The organism is Streptomyces sp. NPDC050145 (assembly GCF_044460245.1).
In the GTDB taxonomy this organism is placed as follows: Bacteria; Actinomycetota; Actinomycetes; order Streptomycetales; family Streptomycetaceae; genus Streptomyces.
In genome coordinates, this window is record NZ_JBITJS010000003.1 from 489,247 (window position 1) to 507,912 (window position 18,666).

18 protein-coding genes and 1 pseudogene are annotated in these 18,666 nt (G+C 70.5%); 2 read left to right on the forward strand and 17 right to left on the reverse strand.

Features of this window, described 5'->3' with window-relative positions:
* Positions 1-2: 2 nt before the first annotated feature.
* The 9 genes from ACIBTU_RS08920 to ACIBTU_RS08960 all read right to left on the reverse strand — a co-directional run bounded on the left by ACIBTU_RS08920 (position 3) and on the right by ACIBTU_RS08960 (position 9,047).
* Positions 3-773: an SDR family NAD(P)-dependent oxidoreductase gene (locus ACIBTU_RS08920; RefSeq protein ID WP_399125281.1), complete on the reverse strand. Its 771-nt coding sequence runs from the start codon at positions 771-773 to the stop codon at positions 3-5.
* Positions 770-1,813 carry an enolase C-terminal domain-like protein gene (locus ACIBTU_RS08925; RefSeq protein ID WP_399125384.1) on the reverse strand — a complete coding sequence of 348 codons (1,044 nt, stop codon included), beginning with the start codon at positions 1,811-1,813 and terminating at the stop codon, positions 770-772. The genes ACIBTU_RS08920 and ACIBTU_RS08925 overlap by 4 nt, the downstream gene beginning before the upstream one ends.
* A 25-nt stretch (positions 1,814-1,838) precedes the next feature.
* The gene (locus tag ACIBTU_RS08930; RefSeq protein ID WP_399125282.1) at positions 1,839-3,020 is read right to left on the reverse strand and encodes an ROK family protein; all 1,182 of its coding nucleotides are present in this window, start codon (positions 3,018-3,020) and stop codon (positions 1,839-1,841) included.
* Between the two features lie 28 nt (positions 3,021-3,048).
* A complete protein-coding gene (locus ACIBTU_RS08935) occupies positions 3,049-4,404 on the reverse strand; it encodes an MFS transporter (protein WP_399125283.1) in 1,356 nt (451 codons plus the stop codon).
* 8 nt (positions 4,405-4,412) lie between these two features.
* Positions 4,413-5,966 (reverse strand): right-handed parallel beta-helix repeat-containing protein, encoded by a 1,554-nt coding sequence (locus tag ACIBTU_RS08940; protein ID WP_399125284.1) that lies wholly within the window; start codon positions 5,964-5,966, stop codon positions 4,413-4,415.
* Positions 5,967-6,565: 599 nt separating this feature from the next.
* On the reverse strand, positions 6,566-7,147 hold the full coding sequence (locus ACIBTU_RS08945) for a hypothetical protein (RefSeq protein WP_399125285.1): 582 nt from the start codon (positions 7,145-7,147) through the stop codon (positions 6,566-6,568).
* A gap of 466 nt (positions 7,148-7,613) precedes the next feature.
* Positions 7,614-8,057: a DUF2267 domain-containing protein gene (locus ACIBTU_RS08950; protein ID WP_399125286.1), complete on the reverse strand. Its 444-nt coding sequence runs from the start codon at positions 8,055-8,057 to the stop codon at positions 7,614-7,616.
* 59 nt (positions 8,058-8,116) lie between these two features.
* A complete protein-coding gene (locus tag ACIBTU_RS08955; protein WP_399125287.1) occupies positions 8,117-8,512 on the reverse strand; it encodes a DUF2267 domain-containing protein in 396 nt (131 codons plus the stop codon).
* 103 nt (positions 8,513-8,615) lie between these two features.
* The gene (locus tag ACIBTU_RS08960; protein ID WP_399125289.1) at positions 8,616-9,047 is read right to left on the reverse strand and encodes an Hsp20/alpha crystallin family protein; all 432 of its coding nucleotides are present in this window, start codon (positions 9,045-9,047) and stop codon (positions 8,616-8,618) included.
* 129 nt (positions 9,048-9,176) lie between these two features.
* On the opposite strand from ACIBTU_RS08960, the gene ACIBTU_RS08965 reads away from it, so the two are divergent.
* Entirely contained in the window at positions 9,177-9,806 is a 630-nt protein-coding gene (locus ACIBTU_RS08965) for a type III effector protein (RefSeq protein WP_399125290.1), read from the forward strand.
* A gap of 46 nt (positions 9,807-9,852) precedes the next feature.
* Here the strand turns inward: ACIBTU_RS08965 and ACIBTU_RS08970 are convergent, their stop codons facing one another.
* The 8 genes and pseudogenes from ACIBTU_RS08970 to ACIBTU_RS09005 form a co-directional block, all read right to left on the reverse strand.
* Positions 9,853-10,224: a VOC family protein gene (locus ACIBTU_RS08970; RefSeq protein WP_399125291.1), complete on the reverse strand. Its 372-nt coding sequence runs from the start codon at positions 10,222-10,224 to the stop codon at positions 9,853-9,855.
* A 170-nt stretch (positions 10,225-10,394) separates the two neighbouring features.
* Positions 10,395-11,148 (reverse strand): annotated as a pseudogene (locus ACIBTU_RS08975) (SDR family NAD(P)-dependent oxidoreductase).
* Positions 11,145-12,116 carry a fumarylacetoacetate hydrolase family protein gene (locus tag ACIBTU_RS08980; protein WP_399125292.1) on the reverse strand — a complete coding sequence of 324 codons (972 nt, stop codon included), beginning with the start codon at positions 12,114-12,116 and terminating at the stop codon, positions 11,145-11,147. The pseudogene ACIBTU_RS08975 and the gene ACIBTU_RS08980 overlap by 4 nt, the downstream one beginning before the upstream one ends.
* A 91-nt stretch (positions 12,117-12,207) precedes the next feature.
* Complete coding sequence (locus ACIBTU_RS08985) at positions 12,208-13,146, reverse strand: VOC family protein (protein WP_399125293.1); 939 nt, start codon at positions 13,144-13,146, stop codon at positions 12,208-12,210.
* A gap of 6 nt (positions 13,147-13,152) precedes the next feature.
* Positions 13,153-14,157: an amidohydrolase family protein gene (locus ACIBTU_RS08990; protein WP_399125294.1), complete on the reverse strand. Its 1,005-nt coding sequence runs from the start codon at positions 14,155-14,157 to the stop codon at positions 13,153-13,155.
* Positions 14,154-15,290 (reverse strand): FAD-dependent monooxygenase, encoded by a 1,137-nt coding sequence (locus ACIBTU_RS08995; RefSeq protein ID WP_399125296.1) that lies wholly within the window; start codon positions 15,288-15,290, stop codon positions 14,154-14,156. The genes ACIBTU_RS08990 and ACIBTU_RS08995 overlap by 4 nt, the downstream gene beginning before the upstream one ends.
* Before the next feature lie 54 nt (positions 15,291-15,344).
* A complete protein-coding gene (locus tag ACIBTU_RS09000; RefSeq protein ID WP_399125297.1) occupies positions 15,345-16,355 on the reverse strand; it encodes a cyclase family protein in 1,011 nt (336 codons plus the stop codon).
* Positions 16,352-17,353, reverse strand: a complete 1,002-nt coding sequence (locus ACIBTU_RS09005; RefSeq protein ID WP_399125298.1) for a fumarylacetoacetate hydrolase family protein — start codon at positions 17,351-17,353, stop codon at positions 16,352-16,354. The genes ACIBTU_RS09000 and ACIBTU_RS09005 overlap by 4 nt, the downstream gene beginning before the upstream one ends.
* A gap of 136 nt (positions 17,354-17,489) precedes the next feature.
* On the opposite strand from ACIBTU_RS09005, the gene ACIBTU_RS09010 reads away from it, so the two are divergent.
* Positions 17,490-18,407 (forward strand): LysR family transcriptional regulator, encoded by a 918-nt coding sequence (locus tag ACIBTU_RS09010; RefSeq protein WP_399125299.1) that lies wholly within the window; start codon positions 17,490-17,492, stop codon positions 18,405-18,407.
* The last annotated feature ends 259 nt before the right edge of the window (positions 18,408-18,666 follow it).

Here is an 18,666-nt window from a genome sequence, read left to right on the forward strand (position 1 = left end):
TGCTACTCGCGGGCGTGTGCGGGTGCGCTGTGGCGTACTGCGGGCTGAGCGGCAGCGATGTTGAGCTCGGGTAGGGCCGCGAGCGTGCCGCCTTCGACGGGTAGGCAGATGCCGTTGACGTAGGAAGAGGTGGGCCCGGCCAGGAAGGCGACGACGTCGGCGACTTCGGCGGGCGAGCAGAGTCGGCGTAGTGGGTAGGCGGCCTCGATGCGGTCGCGTTCGGCGGGGTCCTGCCAGCGGTGGGCGTTGCGTTCGACGGCTACGAATCCGGGCTCGACGACGTTCGTGCGCACGCCGAGTGGGCCCCATTCCACGGCTGCCGCGCGGGCCAGGGCGCCCAGTCCAGCTTTGGTGACCGCGTACGGCGCCATGCCCGGCACTGCCCCGTGGGCGTGCACTGAGCCGACCAGGACGACGGACGCCGGCCCCGGGCCCTTGCGCTGGACGAGTTCGGCGGCGGCCTGCCACGCGCTGACCAGTCCGACGTCGAAGACCCGATGCCACTGGGCAGGCGTCAGCGCGCCCAATGCCGCGCGCTCTTCCGCGAGCAGGGCGTGCACCAGAACGGATGGGGATTCGGGTCCGGCGTCGAAGGCGTTCGCCATCAGCCCGGGGTCGGTGGCATCCCCGGCGAACGCGGCGTGCACGTTCGGTAGCTCCAGTACCGAGGGGTTCTGGTCGACGGCCACGACAGCGAGGCCGCCGTCGGCGAGCCGGTCGACGACGGCGCGTCCGATGCCACCGCCCGCGCCGAGGACAAGGGCAGTGGTCATGATGCGACCCCCGTCCGCGCGTGTGCCGTGGGGGTCACACCGATGCCGGATCGGGGGCCCAGCGAGTACGTGGCCGCTGTGAGCGGCTCCGGCGGGCTCACCGTCGCCGCCCGCCACTCCACCTCGCCGAACATCGTCTCCAGTGGGGGAGAGGTGGACGGCAGAAGTGCGCTCAGGTGGGCGCTTGCCGCCGTTGCCACCGGGCCGCTCGGGTTGTGCAGGGAAACAGCGATGCCGTACCGGGCCGCGAGATCCGCGAGGCGCAGTACCTGGAGAGGGCCGGCCGCGTGTTTCACGTCCGGCATCAGGACATCGAGCGCTCCTGAACGCAGGGCAGGCAGTACCTCGGACTCGGACGCCGCGAACTCGCCGCCGGCCAAGGGGGTTCGGGTCGCTTCGCGGACCGCCCGCAGGCCATCCGGGTCGTCCAGCATCGCCGTGTCCTCCAGCCAGCCGAGGCGCAGTTCCGCCAACTCTTCGGCATGATCGAGTAGTTCGTCGACTGTCAGCAAGTGGTGGCAGTCGAGAAGGAGGTGACGTTCGTCGCCGATCGCCTCCCGTGTCGCGCGGGCGAGGCGGAGGCCTTCGGCCACCCGGTCAGGGCCGGTCAGCCCGTCCCATGGGGCGATCTTCACGGTGTCGTACCCGGCGGCGACCGCCCGCGCCGCCGTTTCGGCCGCGCTCGTCGGCGTGCGGGCGCGTACCGCGCGGTTGATGTTGGCGTACAGCGGGACCGTGCGCCGGGTGACCTCCTTGCCTGTGCGTGCCGCCAGCCAGTCGGCGAGGGGCAGGTCGGCCGCGCGTGCCATGGCGTCTGCGGCCGCGGTTGCCAGGCCCCCGGCGACGGTGCGGCCCGCGAATGTGTCCGGGAGGCGGTCGGTGGAGGTGAGGAGCCGGGCTGCCTCGTCCTGCGGGATGTCCGACAGCTCACCCCATCCCTCGCCTCTTTTGACCAGCAACCAGGTTGTTCGGGGCGTGACGCTGACCGGATGCAGACTGGCTGTCGCCGTGCAGCCGGAAGATGCGGGTGGTGCTGTCACGTGCGTCAAAGTCCTTTCAAGAACGTCAGTGGAAGGTCTCGAAGTTCAGAGGGTCGGCGTAGTACGCAGCGAGCAGGGGCGCCGCTGACGAGGCGGCGAGTGCGTGCGGGCCGAGCTCCGTCGGCTGTACGCACTCCGGGTTCCAGGAACGGCCGATGCGGCGGGCGGCTTCGGCGCGGACCTCGTCGACGTAGGGGAGGACACCGCCGGACAGGACGACAAGGGCGGGGTCGAAGAGGTCCACCAGATGGGCGACGGCTGCGCCGATGTGCCGGGCTCGGTGGCGAAGCAGGGCGTCGGCGGCCGTGCCGGGCGCGGCCAGTTCGGTGAGCTGTGACAGGTCCTCGCCCTGTGTGATCAGGCCGGCCGTGACTGCCTCGTCGACGACGGCTCGGTCGGATGCCACTGCCTGCAGAACGCCACGCCGCCCGCATGTGCAGGCCGGTCCCGACGCCTGTATCGGAAGGTGCCCGATCGCGCCGGCCGCGGCGCGCGCGCCGGTGAGGACCCGGCGATCGATGGCCAGGGCCGCGTCGATGACGTTGCCTGTGAACAGGTGGGCGGAGGTGTCGGCGCCGCGCGCGCAGCCGAACCACACTTCGGCGGTGGCGTGTGCACGGGCCCCCGAGTCGACGACGATCGGCAGATCGGGTCCGAGGGCCTCGCCGAGCAGAGCGCGCAGTGGGACGGCCTGCCAGCCGAGTGCCTCGTTGTCGACGACGAATCCGGTGCCGGGGTCGACCCATCCGCCCGTTGCCGCGCCGACACCGAGGATCGGCACGCCCCCTGCGTCGTTGCGCAGCTCGTCCACCAACGCCCGTGCCCCGCGGATGATGTCGTCTGCCGATCCGGGCCCCCGTTCCTGCCTGCGTACGTGCTGAACCGTGCCCCGGAGATCTACCAGTCCTGCGGTCGTGCGCTGTCGCCCCAGGTGCACGCCGATCGCGTACCGGGACCGGGTGGCCAGGTCGACCGGCACCCGGGGGCGGCCGCCGCCACCGGACAGCGCGGGCAGTTCCCGTAGCAGTCCGGTGGCGACGAGCGGGGAGACGATCCGGCTGACCGTGCCCGGGGCGAGGGAGAGCCGCTGGGCGAGGTCGGCTCGGGGCAGTGGCCCCTCGCCGAGCACGGTCTGAAGGACGTCCGCGGTGTTGGTGCGGCGCAGTCCCGCCGGTGTGCGCAGGTCGTCGGTCCCGGCTGTCGTCATGTTCCCGTCCTTCACGCCTCGTACTTCATCACTGTGCCGGTGCTGCGCCGGCGTTGGTCTCCTCCAACTCCACCCCGGTGGTGGCGAGGAACGGCGCGGAGGCGACCAGACCCGCGCACACAACGTACGCGCACGCCGCGACGGCGACCGTCTTGAGGCCGAAGGACTCCAGCATCGTGGGGACGAGGGTGACGTTGAGGGCGGCCATCAGACGGCTCGCGGACTGGGTGAGACCGGAGCCGACCCCGCGCAGATGGGTCGGGAACACCTCCGACGACCACACCCATGCGAGCACTCCGGGGCCGAACCAGGTCAGCAGCGAGTACGCCAGCCAGAACACCAGCAGTGCCGCGTGGCTTTTCGGGCCGAGGAAGGCGATGCCGAGTCCTGCGGCGAACACGCCGAGGCAGGCGGTGACGCCCATCGTGCGCCGGTTGACACGGTCGATGACGAGCGCGCCCACGAGGACACCGGCCAGGCCGACCGCGTAGCCTCCGAGCGAGAAGTACAGCGCGTGCTCGGCACCGATCCCCGCGGCCGTCATCACCAGCGGGCCCGCCACGGTGGCGACGGCGCCGCCGAAGGAGTTGAACGCGAAGAACCCGGCGACCACCGCCAGACGGCGCCCGGCGCCGTCACGCAGCAGTTCCCGCAGGTCCCGCTCTGCTGGGGCGGGCGCTGCCTTCGGCTCCTCGACCCCGAGCAGCGCGAACACCTGCCGCGCCTCCTCGTGCCGTCCCCGCGCGCGCAGCCATCGCGGCGACTCCGGCAGGAACTGCCGGGCGATGAGGACGGCGAGCGCGGGTACGGCCGCGAGGCCGAACATCCAGCGCCAGGTGTTGGGCCCGGCCACGTCGCGCAGTGCGAGTGCGACCAGGACACTTGTGATGGCGCCGAGCAGCCACATCATGTTGGGCAGCGAGCCTGCTATCCGGCCGCGCCGCGCCTTCGGCGATATCTCGGCGAGGTACGCGTGCGAGGTCGGGATGTCCATTCCCACCGCGACGCCGATGAGGAACCGGGCGATCATCAGCTGCCACACTTCGGTGACGAAGGCTGCGGCGATCGAGGCGGCGACGAAGAAGACGAGGTTGATGACGAAGATGACCTTGCGTCCGAACCGGTCGGACAGATCGCCGAAGACGACGAGCCCGACGGCTGCTCCGATGAACGCGACGGCGCTGAGCCAGCCGACCTCGAAGTTGGTCAGCGCGAACGCGGGCTTGAGGAAGATCATGGCCGCGCCCATGACGAGCAGGTCGTAGCCGTCGATGAACTCGCCGAAGGCGACGATGCGTGGGGTCCACTTGCGGGCGTATCTGGCGCGCTGCTCGGAGGGGCCCCCGGTGGGTGCCGGAGCGGTTGCGGAGTCGGTGGTGGTCATGGGCAGTCTCAGTTTCCTTCGTGGAAGCCGATGGACGGCGGGTCGGCGGGAGTGGTCCCGAAGAAGTCGCTGCCGCCGTTGGCGGTCACCGGCGCCCCGGCGCTCAGGGCGGGGGAGGTGGTGAGCAGTTTGAAGTCGTCCGGGTCCGACGATGTGGTGGAAGGCGAGGCGAGTTGGGGCGCCGAGGTGAGCGTGTTCGTGCCGGTCGGGGGGACGGCGGCGGAGTAGATCAGGTTGTGGTCGATCCGGAACGCGGAGTCGTTCAGTGTCCAGATGTACGATCCTGCGCTCGCTCCGCGGAGAAGGTTGTTGGTGAATGCCACGTCGAGCGCGCCGTCCTTCGTGGCGCTCTCCGTGACGACCTGGTGGCCGGCGTCTTCGGGCAACTGGATGGTGTTGTTGTAGATCCGCCCCCGCACGAGGCCGCCACTGCACACCTGGAAGGTCCGGCCGTGGTCATTGACGGACAGGTTGTAACGGACCACGAAGTCCTTGGAGTTGCCCGGCACGTCGGCGCCGTAGGGGCACAGCAGCATGAAGCCGCCGTCGTTGTCGTGCGACACGTTGTACTGGAACGTCACACGGTTCGTGGAGTGGTCGACGTCGTATCCCTGACCGTCCTTGGTGGAGTTGCCGCCCGACGCTTCGTTGTACTGGAAGGTGACATCGTCGCTGTTGGCGGTCCACATCCCGGCGTTGGGTGATCCGGCCCGCTCGTTGAAGCCGGCGAGGGTGTTGTGCTGGACGACGGCGTCGCTGCTGGTCTTGATGACGACACCGTCGCCGCCGACGTCGGAGAGGTGGTTGTCCTCGACAACGGTGCCGGTGTGCGGGTGCCAGCCGGAGGAGCAGTACGAGGACCAGAAGCTCACCAGATCGGAGCGCCGGCACCAGTTGGACCAGAAGTAGATGCCGGCTCGGTCCACCGACGTGATGGTGTTCTCACGGATTCGGATACCGGTGAAGGCGGAGGGAGTTGTGGAACCGAGTGCCTCGACGATGACGCCGCCGGACGCTCCCGCGTACTTGCCGTTGGAGACGGTCCCTCCGGTCGTGGCGGGGAGCACGCCGCGCACGTCGTGAATGTTCAGCCGCTGCAGCGTCACCCCCGAGAGGTCCCCGGAGTCGACGGCCTGCGCCCATACCCCGCGACGTGCGGTGGTGTTGTCTCCGGGGGCGGTCAGTTCCAGATCCTGCACCGTGACGTGCGAGGCGTTCTTGAGCCAGACGGCCGCGTAGTTGCCGTTCGCGTCGATGTGCGCGGCATTCCCGGAGCCGTAACTTCCGTACGTGACCGGCGAGTCAGCGGTTCCCGACCAGCGGGCGTACAGCTGCCCTTTGCATGTCGTCCCACGCTTGAACAGGACCGAGTCGCCGGCGCCGACGGTGAGCGCGTTAACGGCGGGCATGGAATTGAGTGGCGCGGCCTGGGTTCCGGTCCCGTTCGTGGCGGCGGAACAGTCGACGTAGAGGGTCGTGGGGGCGGCGGACGCGGGGGCGGCGAAGGTCAGTTGGGCGGCGCAGACGAGCGCGCCGAGGGCCAGAGAGAGGGGGCGGAGCACGGTCACCTCCTAGTTGTGTGCGGAAAGAAAATAAGCCTCCGGGGTGTCCGTCAAGGGGGTGCGCACGGATAGCCACACGCGTGCAATACGCGCAACACAAAGAACGGGAGTGAGTGGGGATAAGTTGGGAGGAATCACTCGCGGCGTGGCAGCTTGATCCTGCGTCTGCTCCCGGACACGACAACGCGGCGGGGGGGGGGGGGGGGGGGGGGGGGGGGGGGGGGGCGGGGGGGGGGGGGGGGGGTGGGGGGGGGGGGGGGGGGGGGGGGGGGGGGGGGGCGGGGGGCGCCCCCGCCGCCCCCCCCCCCCCCCCCCCCCCCCCCCCCCCCCCCCCCCCCCCCCCCCCCCCCCCCCCCCCCCCCGCGGCGAGGTCAGTTCTGTGCGTCGGGGGCTACCAGTTCGGGGAGCTTCGCGTCGAACTTCGTGCCGAACTCGCGGCCGTTGGACGTGCCGTGGTGGCCGCTGGAGGTGTAGCTGCAGTCACCGACGTTCTTCGGAAGCTCCGTTGCAGCACCACCCGGATCACCGCCGTCGTCAGAGCCGTCGTCACCCTCGAACTCGCCATCTGATCAAGATGGAGAGCGCTCAAATCGGTGAGGTCAGGTCACCGAGATGTGCCACTTGCCATGATCGGACAGGGTGACGTATCCGTGCTGGGGAAGGCGGAGGGTGCCCTTCTGGTTGACAGCGGAGGTTAAGCGGATCAGCTGCTTCCCGCCGTTGGTCGGCGTGTAGATGATGGTGCCGGGGGAGTCGATGAAGTCGTAGTGCACAACCGGGGCGTATTCGAAGTACGGCTTGGGGCTGAAATAGCCGAAGGTCCGAGTTCCCTTTCCCCGTGCTGTTTTGGTCGGGAGCTGAGGCAGCGCGTCGCTGTCCACGATGCGCATCTTCCATCGGCCCAGGCCACTGGCGGCCTCGTTGCCCACCGTGACTCGGCGGATGGCGAGGGCGTCGCAGTCGGCCGGCAGGACGATGTGCGACGGGCCAGTCCGGCTGATGGTGACGAGCGTGTCATGGGCCCGCTGATGATGAGGACCCTCGCGCACGGTCGACAGGTTGAAGCTCGTGGTGAAGCCCGCGCGGAACTCCAAGAGGACCGGCTTCCCGTCCCCTGCGCCCGGTATCTCGACAATCCGGCTGCGCCAGCCGGACCATTTGGCAGACGTGGCGCTGCCCACGTTCCCTCCCTGTTTCGGTCGCGAAGAGCTCGGGAGCCATGGTGGCACGCGGGCCCGGGGTCCGGCTCCGCTCCAGTCCGACGGGTGCGGCTGTAGCTCCGGAGGAGAACCTGGCATCGCCGACACCGGATCGAACTCCGCCTTCGGGAGACCGACTTCCCTGCGCGGCGGGCTACGGCGGCGTACCGGCCGAGGAGGTTGAAGGGGCTTCGCATCCTCCTCCCTGTTGAACCACTCATCCAGGTTGGAAGAGGCTCCCTGCTCCGTGCGCAGGGGAGTGATGGGCGTCCCGGTGAAGCCGATCGAGAGTGAGCCGTCAGCTCGCGGTTGGCCGCCCGTGCGGCGGTGAGGTCCTCGTCTCGTTCGGCAAGTTCCGCGCGGAGGTCGTGGATCTGCTGTCCCAGCTAGGTGACCAGGCGGGTGAGCGTTTCGACACTGATCTCCAATCCTGCCTGGCACCGGTCGTTTACGCGGCCGGGTTGAGTTCGGCCTGGCCGAACAACAGGGCGTAGCCGGTGGGGAGTTGGTGAAGGATGCGGGCGATGAGGTGGGGGCCGGCCTGAGTGGCGACGGCGGCGAAGACGGAGCCGGTGTCCCAGCGGGTGGTGGCCAAGGAGGTGCCGGAGCGGGCGGCGAGATCCTTGACAAAAGCCCAGCCGGTGAGCGGCTGGAGGTCGGGGATCTGCGAGGTCAGGACACGTGCGGCCTCCAGGGGCAGGCAGGCGGCCAGGTCGACGCGTTCGTCTCCGGTCAGCTGGCGGCCCAGCCCCGAAAGGACCAGGCGGACGACTTCGTCTGCTCGCTCGCGGGTGGGGTAGGCCCCTTCGTAGCGGACCTTCTCCAGCATCTGCTGATACGCCGCCCCGAACGACTGCTGGTGGTCAAGCGGTACGCGCACGTCGGTGGTCACTGCGCTGCATGCCTTTCGTCAAGCCAGGGTTGGACGGTGCCGGTGCGTGGCACCGGTGGTCAGGTGGGCTGGGGGCGGCCGAAGAGCAGGTCGTAGCCTGCGGGGAGCTGGAGCAGGATCTCCTCGAGGAGGTCGTCTGCGGCGGTGTCGGCGACCGTGGAGAGCACGGCGCTGACATCCCAGGTCGCGGTCTGCTCGGTGGCGCCCTCGATCCACGCCGCGGTCGCTCGCACGAACCGCTCCGGCGAGAGCGGTTCGGCGCTCTGCAGGGGGTTGAGCAGGATCAGGGCGAATTCCTCCGGCAGGCGTGCCGCGAGCTGGGCGCGGACTTCGCCGACCAGGTGCGCGCCGAGCAGGGCGAGCACCACGCGGGCCGCGCGTTCGGCCCCCTCTCGAGTGCTGTACCGGCCACGTTCTTGGACGTGGTCGAGGAAGGCTTCGCGTCGCAGAGTCATCTCGGCTGCCACCCCTTGTTGTTCTTCGAACTGCCCGCGGGGTGCGGAGGGCGGGATAGGGGGGGAGATCAGGTGTCCGTCCTCCGCACCTGTCCGGCCGGTGTCAGCCGGAGATCTCCTTGTGGCCGGTCCCGACGCCGATGGAGATCTTGCGGGGCTTGGCGCGCTCGGCGATCGGGATGCGCAGGGTGAGCACGCCGGCGTCGTAGTCGGCCTTGATGTGCTCGGTGTCGAGAGTGTCGGCGAGCACGATCTGGCGGGAGAAGGCACCCAGCGGCCGCTCGGACAGTTCCATCTGCACGTCGTCGGCCTTCGCCATCGGCCGGCGCTCGGCCTTGACCGTCAGCATGTTCCGCTCGACGTCGATATCGATCGCGTCCGCGGTGACGCCGGGGAGGTCGAAGGCCACCACGTACTCGTCGCCCTCGCGGTAGGCGTCCATCGGCATCGCCGACGGCCTCGACCAGGTCCCCGGGCCCATCAGCTGCTGCGTCAGCCGGTCCAGCTCACGGAAGGGGTCAGTGCGCATCAACATCGTGAAAACACCTCCAGCAGGTTCAGGCAGTTACTGCCAATGCGCCTCACTGACACCGTTGTAACATGTCATCCAATGGATGACAAACATGATGTCGTCAGTTCGATGACAAGCTCCAGGGAGGCGTCCGTGACCCCGGCCGACCAGCCGTCCACGAACGGCACCGACGCCCACAGCCCGGCGTCGTTCCTCGCCGCCGCGACAGCCCTCAACGCCATAGACGACGCCTTGCGCGAAGCCCAGCGGGACGCCCCGGACGCTTCCGACGCCGAGCCGGGCCCGGAGCAGGCCCTGGCCTCGTTGTTGCTGCTGCGGCAGGTCCGCGAGCGGCTCGCCGGATGGGAGACCTGCCTGATCGAAACGGCCCGTGACGCGGGCGCCAGCTGGGCCGACCTCGCCCCGCCCCTCGGCGTCACGAGCCGACAGGCCGCCGAGCGTCGCTACCTGCGCGGTCGCCCCGGCCCGGCCGGTACCACTGGCGAGCAGCGCGTGACGGCTACCCGCCAGGCCCGTGCCGCCGACCGCACCGCCGCCGCCCGGGCTCGCCACAACGCCGCCGACCTGCGCCTGCTCGCCGGACAGATCACCGCACTCACCGACCTACCGGCCGCGGCCCGCCGCCCGCTCGGCGAACTCCACGCGGCCCTCGCCCACGACGACGCCGCCGACCTCATCGCGCCCTTGGCCGCCGCCCGTCCCCACCTGGTCACCGCCCACCCCGATCTCGCCGCGCGGCTCGACATCCTCACGGCCCCGTAGGACGAGTCAAAGACCAGCCGCCCGCCGAGGGCGCCGGGCCGGGTCTTCAGGCGAGGCGGAACTCGTTGCCCTCGATGTCCTGCATCACAAGGCAGGACTCGTTCTCTTCGTCGGCATACATCGTGCGCACATGTGTCGCGCCGAGCGCGACAAGCCGTGCGCATTCGGCCTCGAGCGTGGACAGTCGCTCGTCCCCTACGAGTTCCAGGCCGGCCCGCACGTCGAGATGCACGCGGTTCTTGACCTTCTTGCTCTCGGGGGCGCGCTGGAAGAGCACGCGGGGGCCTGCGCCCGAGGGGTCGGTGCACCGGAAGTAGACGACCTGCTCCTTGCTGCGCCCGACGCTGATGGTCTTCGCCTCCGCGTCGATGTTCGTGATCGTGCCGGCGGGCGGGTAGCTCCAGATGTTCTCGCCCATGGCTCATCCTCCGCAGATCGTGAGTCATGGACGAGCACGACGTTTCACGCGGTGCGCCCATATTTGCGCTCCCGTCCCGCGTTCCCTGCCGCGCGCGGATAAACCGCCTGCTGACGCGTGTGGGGCCACGGGCAGTCCCGGAGAACAGCATGCCTTGTCCTCCCGCCGCATCATGTGGCCTCCTCGCGCAGCACGTCGGACACCGATTTGACGCCGCCGTGCGAGGTGAGACCGCCGTCGACGGGGATCTCGGCGCCGGTGATGAACGACGCATCGTCCGAGAGGAGGAACACCACCAGCGGGGCGACTTCCTCGGTGGTTCCGGTGCGGCCGAGGGGGGGGCTCGCGGAGGTTTGCCTCGCGGAAGGCGGGGGCGGCCGAGGCGGTCATCTAGGTCTCGATGTATCCGGGGTGGACGAGGTTGACGCGGATGCCGCGGGGCCCGAGTTCCAGCGCGGCCGTCCTGGACAGCCCCCGCAGCGCCCACTTGCTGGCGGTATAGGCCACCGGGTAGTGGGCAGTGAGGGCCGCAGAGGAGCCGACGTTGACGATCGAGGCGCCCGGCGGCATCAGTGGCGCCAGGTACTGGATGCCCAGCAGCGGCCCGGTGACGTTCACGCGGTGCACCTGGCCGAAGTCCTCGGGCCGCACGTCGCCGAGTCGGGCGCGCCAGGTGACGCCCGCGTTGTTGACCAGGCCGTGCACCTGGCCGTACGACTCCTTCAGCTCGGCGGCGAGACCGGACCAGTCCTGTGCGCTGGTCACGTCGAGGCGACGGCAGCCGCCATACGGCCGTACGTCGGTGGCGATCACCTGAGCGCCCTCCCGGGCGAGTGCCTCTGCCTCGGCGGCGCCCTGGCCTCGTGCAGCGCCCGTGACGACGACCACCTTGCCCAGGAGCCGCTGGGAGCGCAGGTCGCTCACGGCCGCTCCCGGGGCCGGCGCCGGCCGGCGGGCAGTGGTACCGAGTCCGGGCCGGGCGCGACGGTGTTGGACACGCTGCCAATGCCTTCCACGGTGAGGGTGACGGTGTCGCCGGGCTTCAGCGGCGGAGGGACCTGCTCGCCGCGCAGCCCCCACAGTTCGGCGAGGCAGCCGCCGTTGCCGCAGGTGCCCGAGCCGAGGACGTCACCGGGCATGACCCGGGTGCCGCGCGAGGCGTAGGCGACCATCTCCTCGAAGGTCCAGCTCATGTTGGACAGCAGGTCCTTGCCGACCACCTCCCCGTTGATCTCGGCGGTGAGCGCGAGACGCAGGAAGCCGTCGCCGTCCCGGTGCCGGTCGAGCTCGTCGGCGGTGACGAGGTACGGGCCGAGCGTGGTGGCCGTGTCCTTGCCCTTGCAGGGGCCGAGGCCGACCTTCATCTCGGCGGACTGGAGGTCGCGCGCGGACCAGTCGTTGAAGACGGTGTAGCCGATGATGTGGTCGCGCGCCTGCTCCGGGGTGAGATCGTGGCCCTCGCGGCCGATGACGGCGGCGACTTCGAGCTCGTAGTCGAAGGCGGTGCAGCCGGGCGGCACGGGGACGGCGTCGCCGCTTCCGTAGATCGCGTGCGGGTTGGTGAAGTAGAAGGTGGGGGCCTCGTACCACTGCTCCGGTACGCCGCTCGTGCCGTCGACCGAGCGGCGTACGCCCTCCACGTGTTCCTCGAAGGTGACGAAGTCGCGTACGGACGTCGGCTGGAGCGGGGGGAGCAACCGCACTTGGGAGACGTGCGGGCCGGGCGGCACGTCCAGGGCGGCGGCTCCCGCGGTGAGGAGGCCGGGTAGTCCGCCGCATGTGCGCACCAGATCGGCGAGTGACGCGGTGCCGGGCAGTGGGTAGAGGGTGCCGTCCGCCTCGACGACGGCGACGCGGGTGCGGTGCTGGTGTGCGTAGGTGGCGAATCGCATGAGGGCTCCTGGCAGCAGGGGCAGGGGGCGCGGAGGGCGGAGTCAGGGCATGGACAGGGCCGCCGCGCCCCCGGAGTTCGAGGGCGGAGGGTCAGACGGGCGGGGCGACGAAGACGCCGCGGTCCGGGTCGTTGAACGACTCCTTGGCGACCAGTTCGTTCATCGGGTTCGCGGTGCCCCACTGGTCGGTGACCTCGGGCCGGGAGAAGTCGTAGACGTGCGGGTGCCAGGTGTCCTCGTCCAGGCACTCCAGCTCGGTCGTGTACTCGACGGTGTTGCCGTGCGGGTCGAGGAAGTACGTGAACGTGTTGTCGCCCGCCATGTGGCGTCCCGGGCCCCAGATCTTCTGGTACCCGGCGCGCATCACGCGGCCGGAGCCGCGCATGTACTCGTCCAGGCCGCGCATCTCGAACGAGACGTGGTGCAGGGAGGTGTGCGGACCGCGCGCGATCGCCATCGAGTGGTGCTGGTTGGAGATGCGCATGAAGTGCATGACCTCGCCCATGTGCGAGGAGGACAGCGTGTCGGACAGGGCGAAGCCGAGGTGGCGCTCGTACCACTGCCGGGTCCGGTCGAGATCGGGGGAGTTGAGGACGACGTGGGAGAGCTTGACCGGGATGGCCTCCTTCTCCTCGATCTTGCGGTGCCGCCTGACCTCGACGTCGGCGGAGACCTCGACGGTGCGGCCGTCGACGTCGAAGAACCGGAAGCCGTAGCCGCCGCCGGGGGTGTCCACCGTGCCGGGCCGCGAGATCAGCTGGACGCCGCCGGCGAGCAGTTGTTCGGCGAGGGTGTCGACGTCGGCGGCGGAGGCGGCACCGTAGGAGACGAGGTCGAGGCGCTTCTCGTCGGCCTTGCGCAGGCGGATCACGTACTGCTCCGGACTGCCCTCGGCGGCGAGGAAGGAGATGCCGGAGTCCTCGGCGACCTTGGTCAGGCCCCAGACGCCGGCGTAGAAGTCGAGCTGCTTGTCGTAGTCGGGCACGGCGAGGTCGACGTGCCGCAGGTGGGTGAGCAGACGGTTGCTCATGACGGATCAGTCCTTCCGGAGGAAGAGGGCGGCCGCGGTGCCGCCGCGCACCGCCTCGAAGTCGGCGTCGGGCAGGCGGGCGGCGCGCAAGGCGCCGAGGGGATCATCGGAACCCATGTCGAAGGGGAAGTCGGAACCGAGCAGCACCCGATCCGCGCCGGCCACGCGCACCAACTCCCGCAGCACGCCCGGGTCGTGGACCAGGGAGTCGAAGTAGACACGCCTGAGGTAACTGCTGGGCGGGTGGGCGCATCCGGCCCCGGCGTCGGAGCGGGCCTGCCACGCGTGGTCGGCGCGTCCGATGTGGGTGGGCAGGTAGCCGCCGCCGTGTGCCGCGATGATCCGCAGGCCTGGATGGCGGTCGAGGACGCCGGAGAAGATCAGATGGGAGAGGGCGACGGCGTTCTCGGTGGGCTGGCCCACGGAGTTGGACAGGTACCACCGGTCGAGGCGCTCGTCGAGGGTGCAGCCGAACGGATGCAGGAAGACGATCGCGCCGGTGTCCGCCGCCCTGGCCCAGAAGGGTTCGTAGGCCGGGTCGGACAGTTCTCGCCCCGGGGAGTGGCTGGACATCTCGATGCCTTCCAGGCCCTGTGCGAGTGCGTGGTCGAGTGCGCGTACCGCCTGTGCGGGGTGTTGCAGGGGTACGAGACCGAGGCCGCGCAGCCGGTCGGGTGCGGCCGCACAGTGCGCGGCGGTCGCCTCGTTCGCCAGCCGGTACACCTTCTCGGCCGTCTCCTCGTCGGCCCAGTAGTGGTAGTGCGAGGGGGAGGGGCTGACCAGTTGGATGTCCACGCCCTGTGCGTCCATCGCCGCGAGCCGGGCCGCCGGATCGGTGAGGCGGGGCATGCGGTCCCCGATCATCGGGCCGTTGACGCGCAGCGCGTCCGGTCCGTTGCGGCGGGCGTCCAGGGCCCGGGCCTCGGCATGGCCCGGCAGGCCGTCCACCAGGGCCTCGATCTCGGGCAGCAGGACGTGCGCGTGCACGTCGACGGTGGGCGGGGGCGTCACGGCAGCTCCCGCAGCATCGTCATCGTGCGGTGCATCAGGCCGGGCACGTCGGCGTCGCGGACGCCGTCGAGCTGCCACTGGCCGATCTGGACGGAGGCGTCGACGACGGGACGTACGCGGGCCACGCGCCGCTCGTAGTACGCCTGGAACAGTGCGTCGTCCCAGGCGTCGGACGAGGTCAGGAGCTGCGCGAGCACCCAGGAGTCCTCCAGGGACAGGGCGGCGCCCTGGGCGAGGGTGGGCGGACAGCAGTGCGCGGCGTCGCCGACGAGGACGACACGGCCGCGATGCCAGGAGCCCTCGACCAGCATTCGGTCGAACCAGGTGTAGTTGACCTGGGCCGGGTCGGTGATGTGCGCGGTGATCTCGGGCCAGTGGCCGCCGTACTGCCGGGCCAGGGCGCGCATCTCGTCCGCGTACGAGCCGGCCGGGATGGAGGCACGGTCGCGGTTGGCCTCGACGACGTACGCGTAGATCGTGTCCGGGCCGGTGGGGCAGTAGCCGGCGATGTAGGCGGGGCCGCCGTAGGTGAGGTCGGTGCGGGTGACGCCGGCCGGGCGGGCTGCGGCGACGCGCCAGATGGCCATGCCGGTGGGCTCGGGCCGGTCCGTGACGCCGATGGCGGCGCGGGTCGTGGAACCCAGGCCGTCGGCGGCGATCACCAGGTCGTAGTGCCCTTCGGTCCCGTCGGTGAAGCGGACGGTGACCCCGGTGTCGTCGGGGGACTGGTCCAGGGTGGTGGCGCGCACGCCGAGGCGGACACCGGCGCCGCTGTCGCGGACCGCGTCGCTGAGGATGCGCTGCAGCCGGGGGCGCTGCATGCCGACGGTGGCGGGCAGGTCGTCACCGCCGGTGCGCAGGTCCTCGGCGACGTGCAGGACGGTGCCGTCCGGCGCGGTGATGCCGACCGCGCCGAAGCCGTGGCCGGACGCTTGCACCTGGTCCCACACGCCGAGTTCGCGCAGGACGCGCAGGGCGTTGCCTTGGAGGGTGATCCCGGAGCCCGCGGTGGCGTTCCAGTCGTCCGTGGCCTCGATCAGGTCGACCGCGATCCCGGCGCGGCGCAGCAGGATCGTCGCGGCGTTGCCGGCCGCGCCACCGCCGATGACGAGGACGGTGCGGGGTGTGCTCATGGAAGAACTCCCTTTGTCGCTCAAGGAGGTTGCCGTTCAAGGAGGTTGCGGGGACTACTTGACGGCGATCGGGTTGACCGGGGAGCCGACGGCGCCGGTGATGGGCAGGGGGGCGGCGGTGAGCCAGAACGCGTACACGCCGTCGGCGGCGCAGTCCTCGGCCAGCGTGTCCAGGTCCCACATCTCGCCGATGAGCAGCCCCATGTTGGGGATGGCGACCTGGTGCAGGGGCTGGAAGGCGTGCTCGAACTCGTTCGGCCGGACCTCGAAGCCCCAGGTGTCCGTGGCGATCGCGGCCATCTCGGTGCGGTGCAGCCAGCCGGCGGTCGTGAAGGAGAGGCCGGGCGAGGGGCCGCCCGCGTAGTCGCCCCAGCCCTCGCGCCGGGCCCGCGCGAGCCGTCCCGTACGCACCAGCACGATGTCGCCCCGGCCGACGACCACGCCGTGCGCGTCCGCCGTCGCGGTCAGATGCTCCTCGGTGATCGCGAACCCGTCCGGCAGCTCGCCGCCCTGGCCCGCGACGCGGCCCACGTCCAGGAGGACGCCGCGCCCGGCCACGTACGGCGCCATGTGCTCGATTCCGGTGACGAGGTCGCCGTCGGAGGTGACGACCTTCTCGGCCGCCCGCCCGTTCCACGCCTTGCCGTGGTCGAAGATGTGGCCGAGCCCGTCCCACTGCGTCGAGCACTGCAGCGGCATCGCGATGACGTCGTCGGCGCCGCCGATGCCGTGCGGGAATCCCTGGTTACCGAGGGCCGCGTCGGTGCCGGTGTCCAGCATGGTGTGCACCGGGTTGGTGCGCCGCCGCCAGCCCTTCTGCGGGCCGTCCATGTCGAAGGACTGGGAGAGGGAGAAGCTGACCCCTCGGCGGACCAGTGCCGCACCTTCGCGGCGCTTGGCCGCGTCGAGGAAGTTGAGGGTGCCGAGACGGTCGTCCTCGCCCCAGCGGCCCCAGTTGGAGTGCGCCTCGGTGGCCTCGGCGATGGCGCCCTCGGGGTCGTTCCGGTCCAGAGGCTTCAGAGGCTTCAGAGTCCCCTGAGACTCCTGAGATCCGGTGGTGGTCATGACGTCACCTCGGCCACACATCGGGTGCGCTGTGCACCGAGCCCGGTGATGGAGCCGTCCATCACGTCGCCGTCGCGCAGCAGGCGTCCCCAGTGCACGCCGTTGCCGGCGGGGGAGCCCGTCAGGACCAGGTCGCCGGGCAGGAGACGGGCGCTCTGCGAGGCGTAGGACACCATGCGGGCGACGTTGAAGATCATGTCCTTGGTGGACTCGTCCTGCATGGCCTCGCCGTTCAGCTTGAGGACGAGCCGTAGGTCTCCGGGGTCGGAGATCGACTCGGCGGGCACGATCCACGGGCCGAGCGGCGTGAAGCCGGGGGCGTTCTTGCTGCGCAGCCAGTCCGTGCCGATCTGCGGCATGTCCCGGCGGAAGACGGTCGCCCGGTCGGTGAGGTCGTTGGCGATCGTGTAACCGGCGACATGCTCCAGGGCCTCATCGACGGAGACACGGTGTGCCGGACGGCCGATGACGGCGGCCAACTCCAGCTCCCAGTCCGGCTTCTCGGCCCACGCGGGGAGGACGACATCGTCGTAGGGGCCCGTGATCGCGCTCGGCAGGCCGATGAAGACGTACGGCAGATCCTCCTGCGCCCGCCGGTCCATGATCTCGGCGGCCTCGGCGCGACGCTCGTCCTCGGGGCGGTCGTCGCCGTCCGCCCGGTGGGCGACGTGCAGATCGATGACGTGCTGCCGGTAGTTGGCCCCGGACTGGAAGACCTGGCGCGGCTCGAGCGGCGCGTGCACGCGGAACTCCGAAAGGGCCCTGCGCTCCGCGGTGTCGTCCTCGCTCAGGGAACGCAGCTGCGGCAGCAGCGCCGTCCACTGCTCCAGGAGCTGCCGGACCGTGAGTGTTTCGTCGTTGAGGGCGGCGCGCAGGTCCACGACGAGCTCGTCGGCGGTGACCAGGGCGGGGAACTTCGGACGGCTCGGGGCGGAGAGCGTTGCGAGGGCGAAAGGACCGGCGAAGGGCGCGGATGCGGGAGCGGGTTTCACGGACATGTCCTCCTGATTGCGGTGCGACTAATCTGGACCCGTCACCAGAGATCAGGGAAATCGATTGTGTGGATGACTGTCATCGGTGCGGCAGATGTTCGCAGGTCAGCGTCGCCCGACGCCGTACAGCAAGGGAAAGTCAGTGAACCTGGCCCGCCTGGACCTCAACCTCGTCGTCGCCCTGCGCGCCCTGCTGGAAGAGCGCAACGTCACGCGTGCCGGACAGCGCGTCGGACTCAGCCAGCCCGCCATGAGCGCCGCCCTGTCCCGACTGCGCCGCCACTTCGACGACGACCTCCTCGCCCGCGTCGGCGGGCACTACGAACTGACCGCCCTCGGCCAGGTGCTCCTCGACCGCACCTCCACCGCCTACGATGTCCTCGAACGCCTCTTCTCCAGCCAGGCCGAGTTCGATCCGGCGGTGGAGAGCCGGGAGTTCAAGCTGGTGGCGTCCGACTACGCCGTCTCCGTCTTCGGCGCCGAACTCGCCCGCGTCGTCCATGAGGAAGCCCCCGGAATCCGGCTGCGCTTCGCCCAGACACCGCCCACTGTGGTCGATGACACCGCCACTCTGCTCAGCACCGTCGACGGGTTGCTCATGCCGCACGGCGTCATCAGCGACTTCCCCGCCACCGACCTCTACGACGACCGGTGGGTGTTCGTGGTCGCCGACGACCACCCGTCCGTCACCGACGGGCTCACCCGACAGGACCTGGCCGACCTTCCCTGGGTCACGTACCAGCGGACCTACGACGCCCCGGCCGTACGCCAGCTCGGGATGCTCGGGGTGGAGCCGCGCGTGGAGGTGTCCGTGGACAGCTTCCAGCTGCTGCCGCTGCTGGTGGCCGGTACCCGCCGCATCGCCATGGTCCAGGCCCGCCTGGCCCGCCTGCTCGCGCCGATCGCCCCCGTACGGGTCGTGGCACCCCCGTACGAGGCGGTGCCGCTGCAGGAAGCGCTGTGGTGGCATCCGGTGCACACGCACGACGCCGCACACATCTGGCTGCGGGAGACGGCGGCGCGGGTGGGGGCGGGACTGTCGCCGGTGCAGGGCGGGTGATCCGCGAGGGAGCGCAGTGACCTCCGGCGGGCGGCGGGAGGTGTGCGACGCACCGCCGCGCCGAGTGTGGTTTGTACGGGGCGCCCCCGTCCTCGTCGACGTGTGCAGGCCGTGATGTATGTACGACGCAAGCAGCGGGCTGGGGTGCCAACGGGGAAGGGGCGTCACCGTCGACGCCGGCAAACGCCACGCCCCGAGGGGAAAGGGAGAACACCGCACGTGAGCACTACCTCGTTCACCTCTCGCGTCCTGGCCCTGG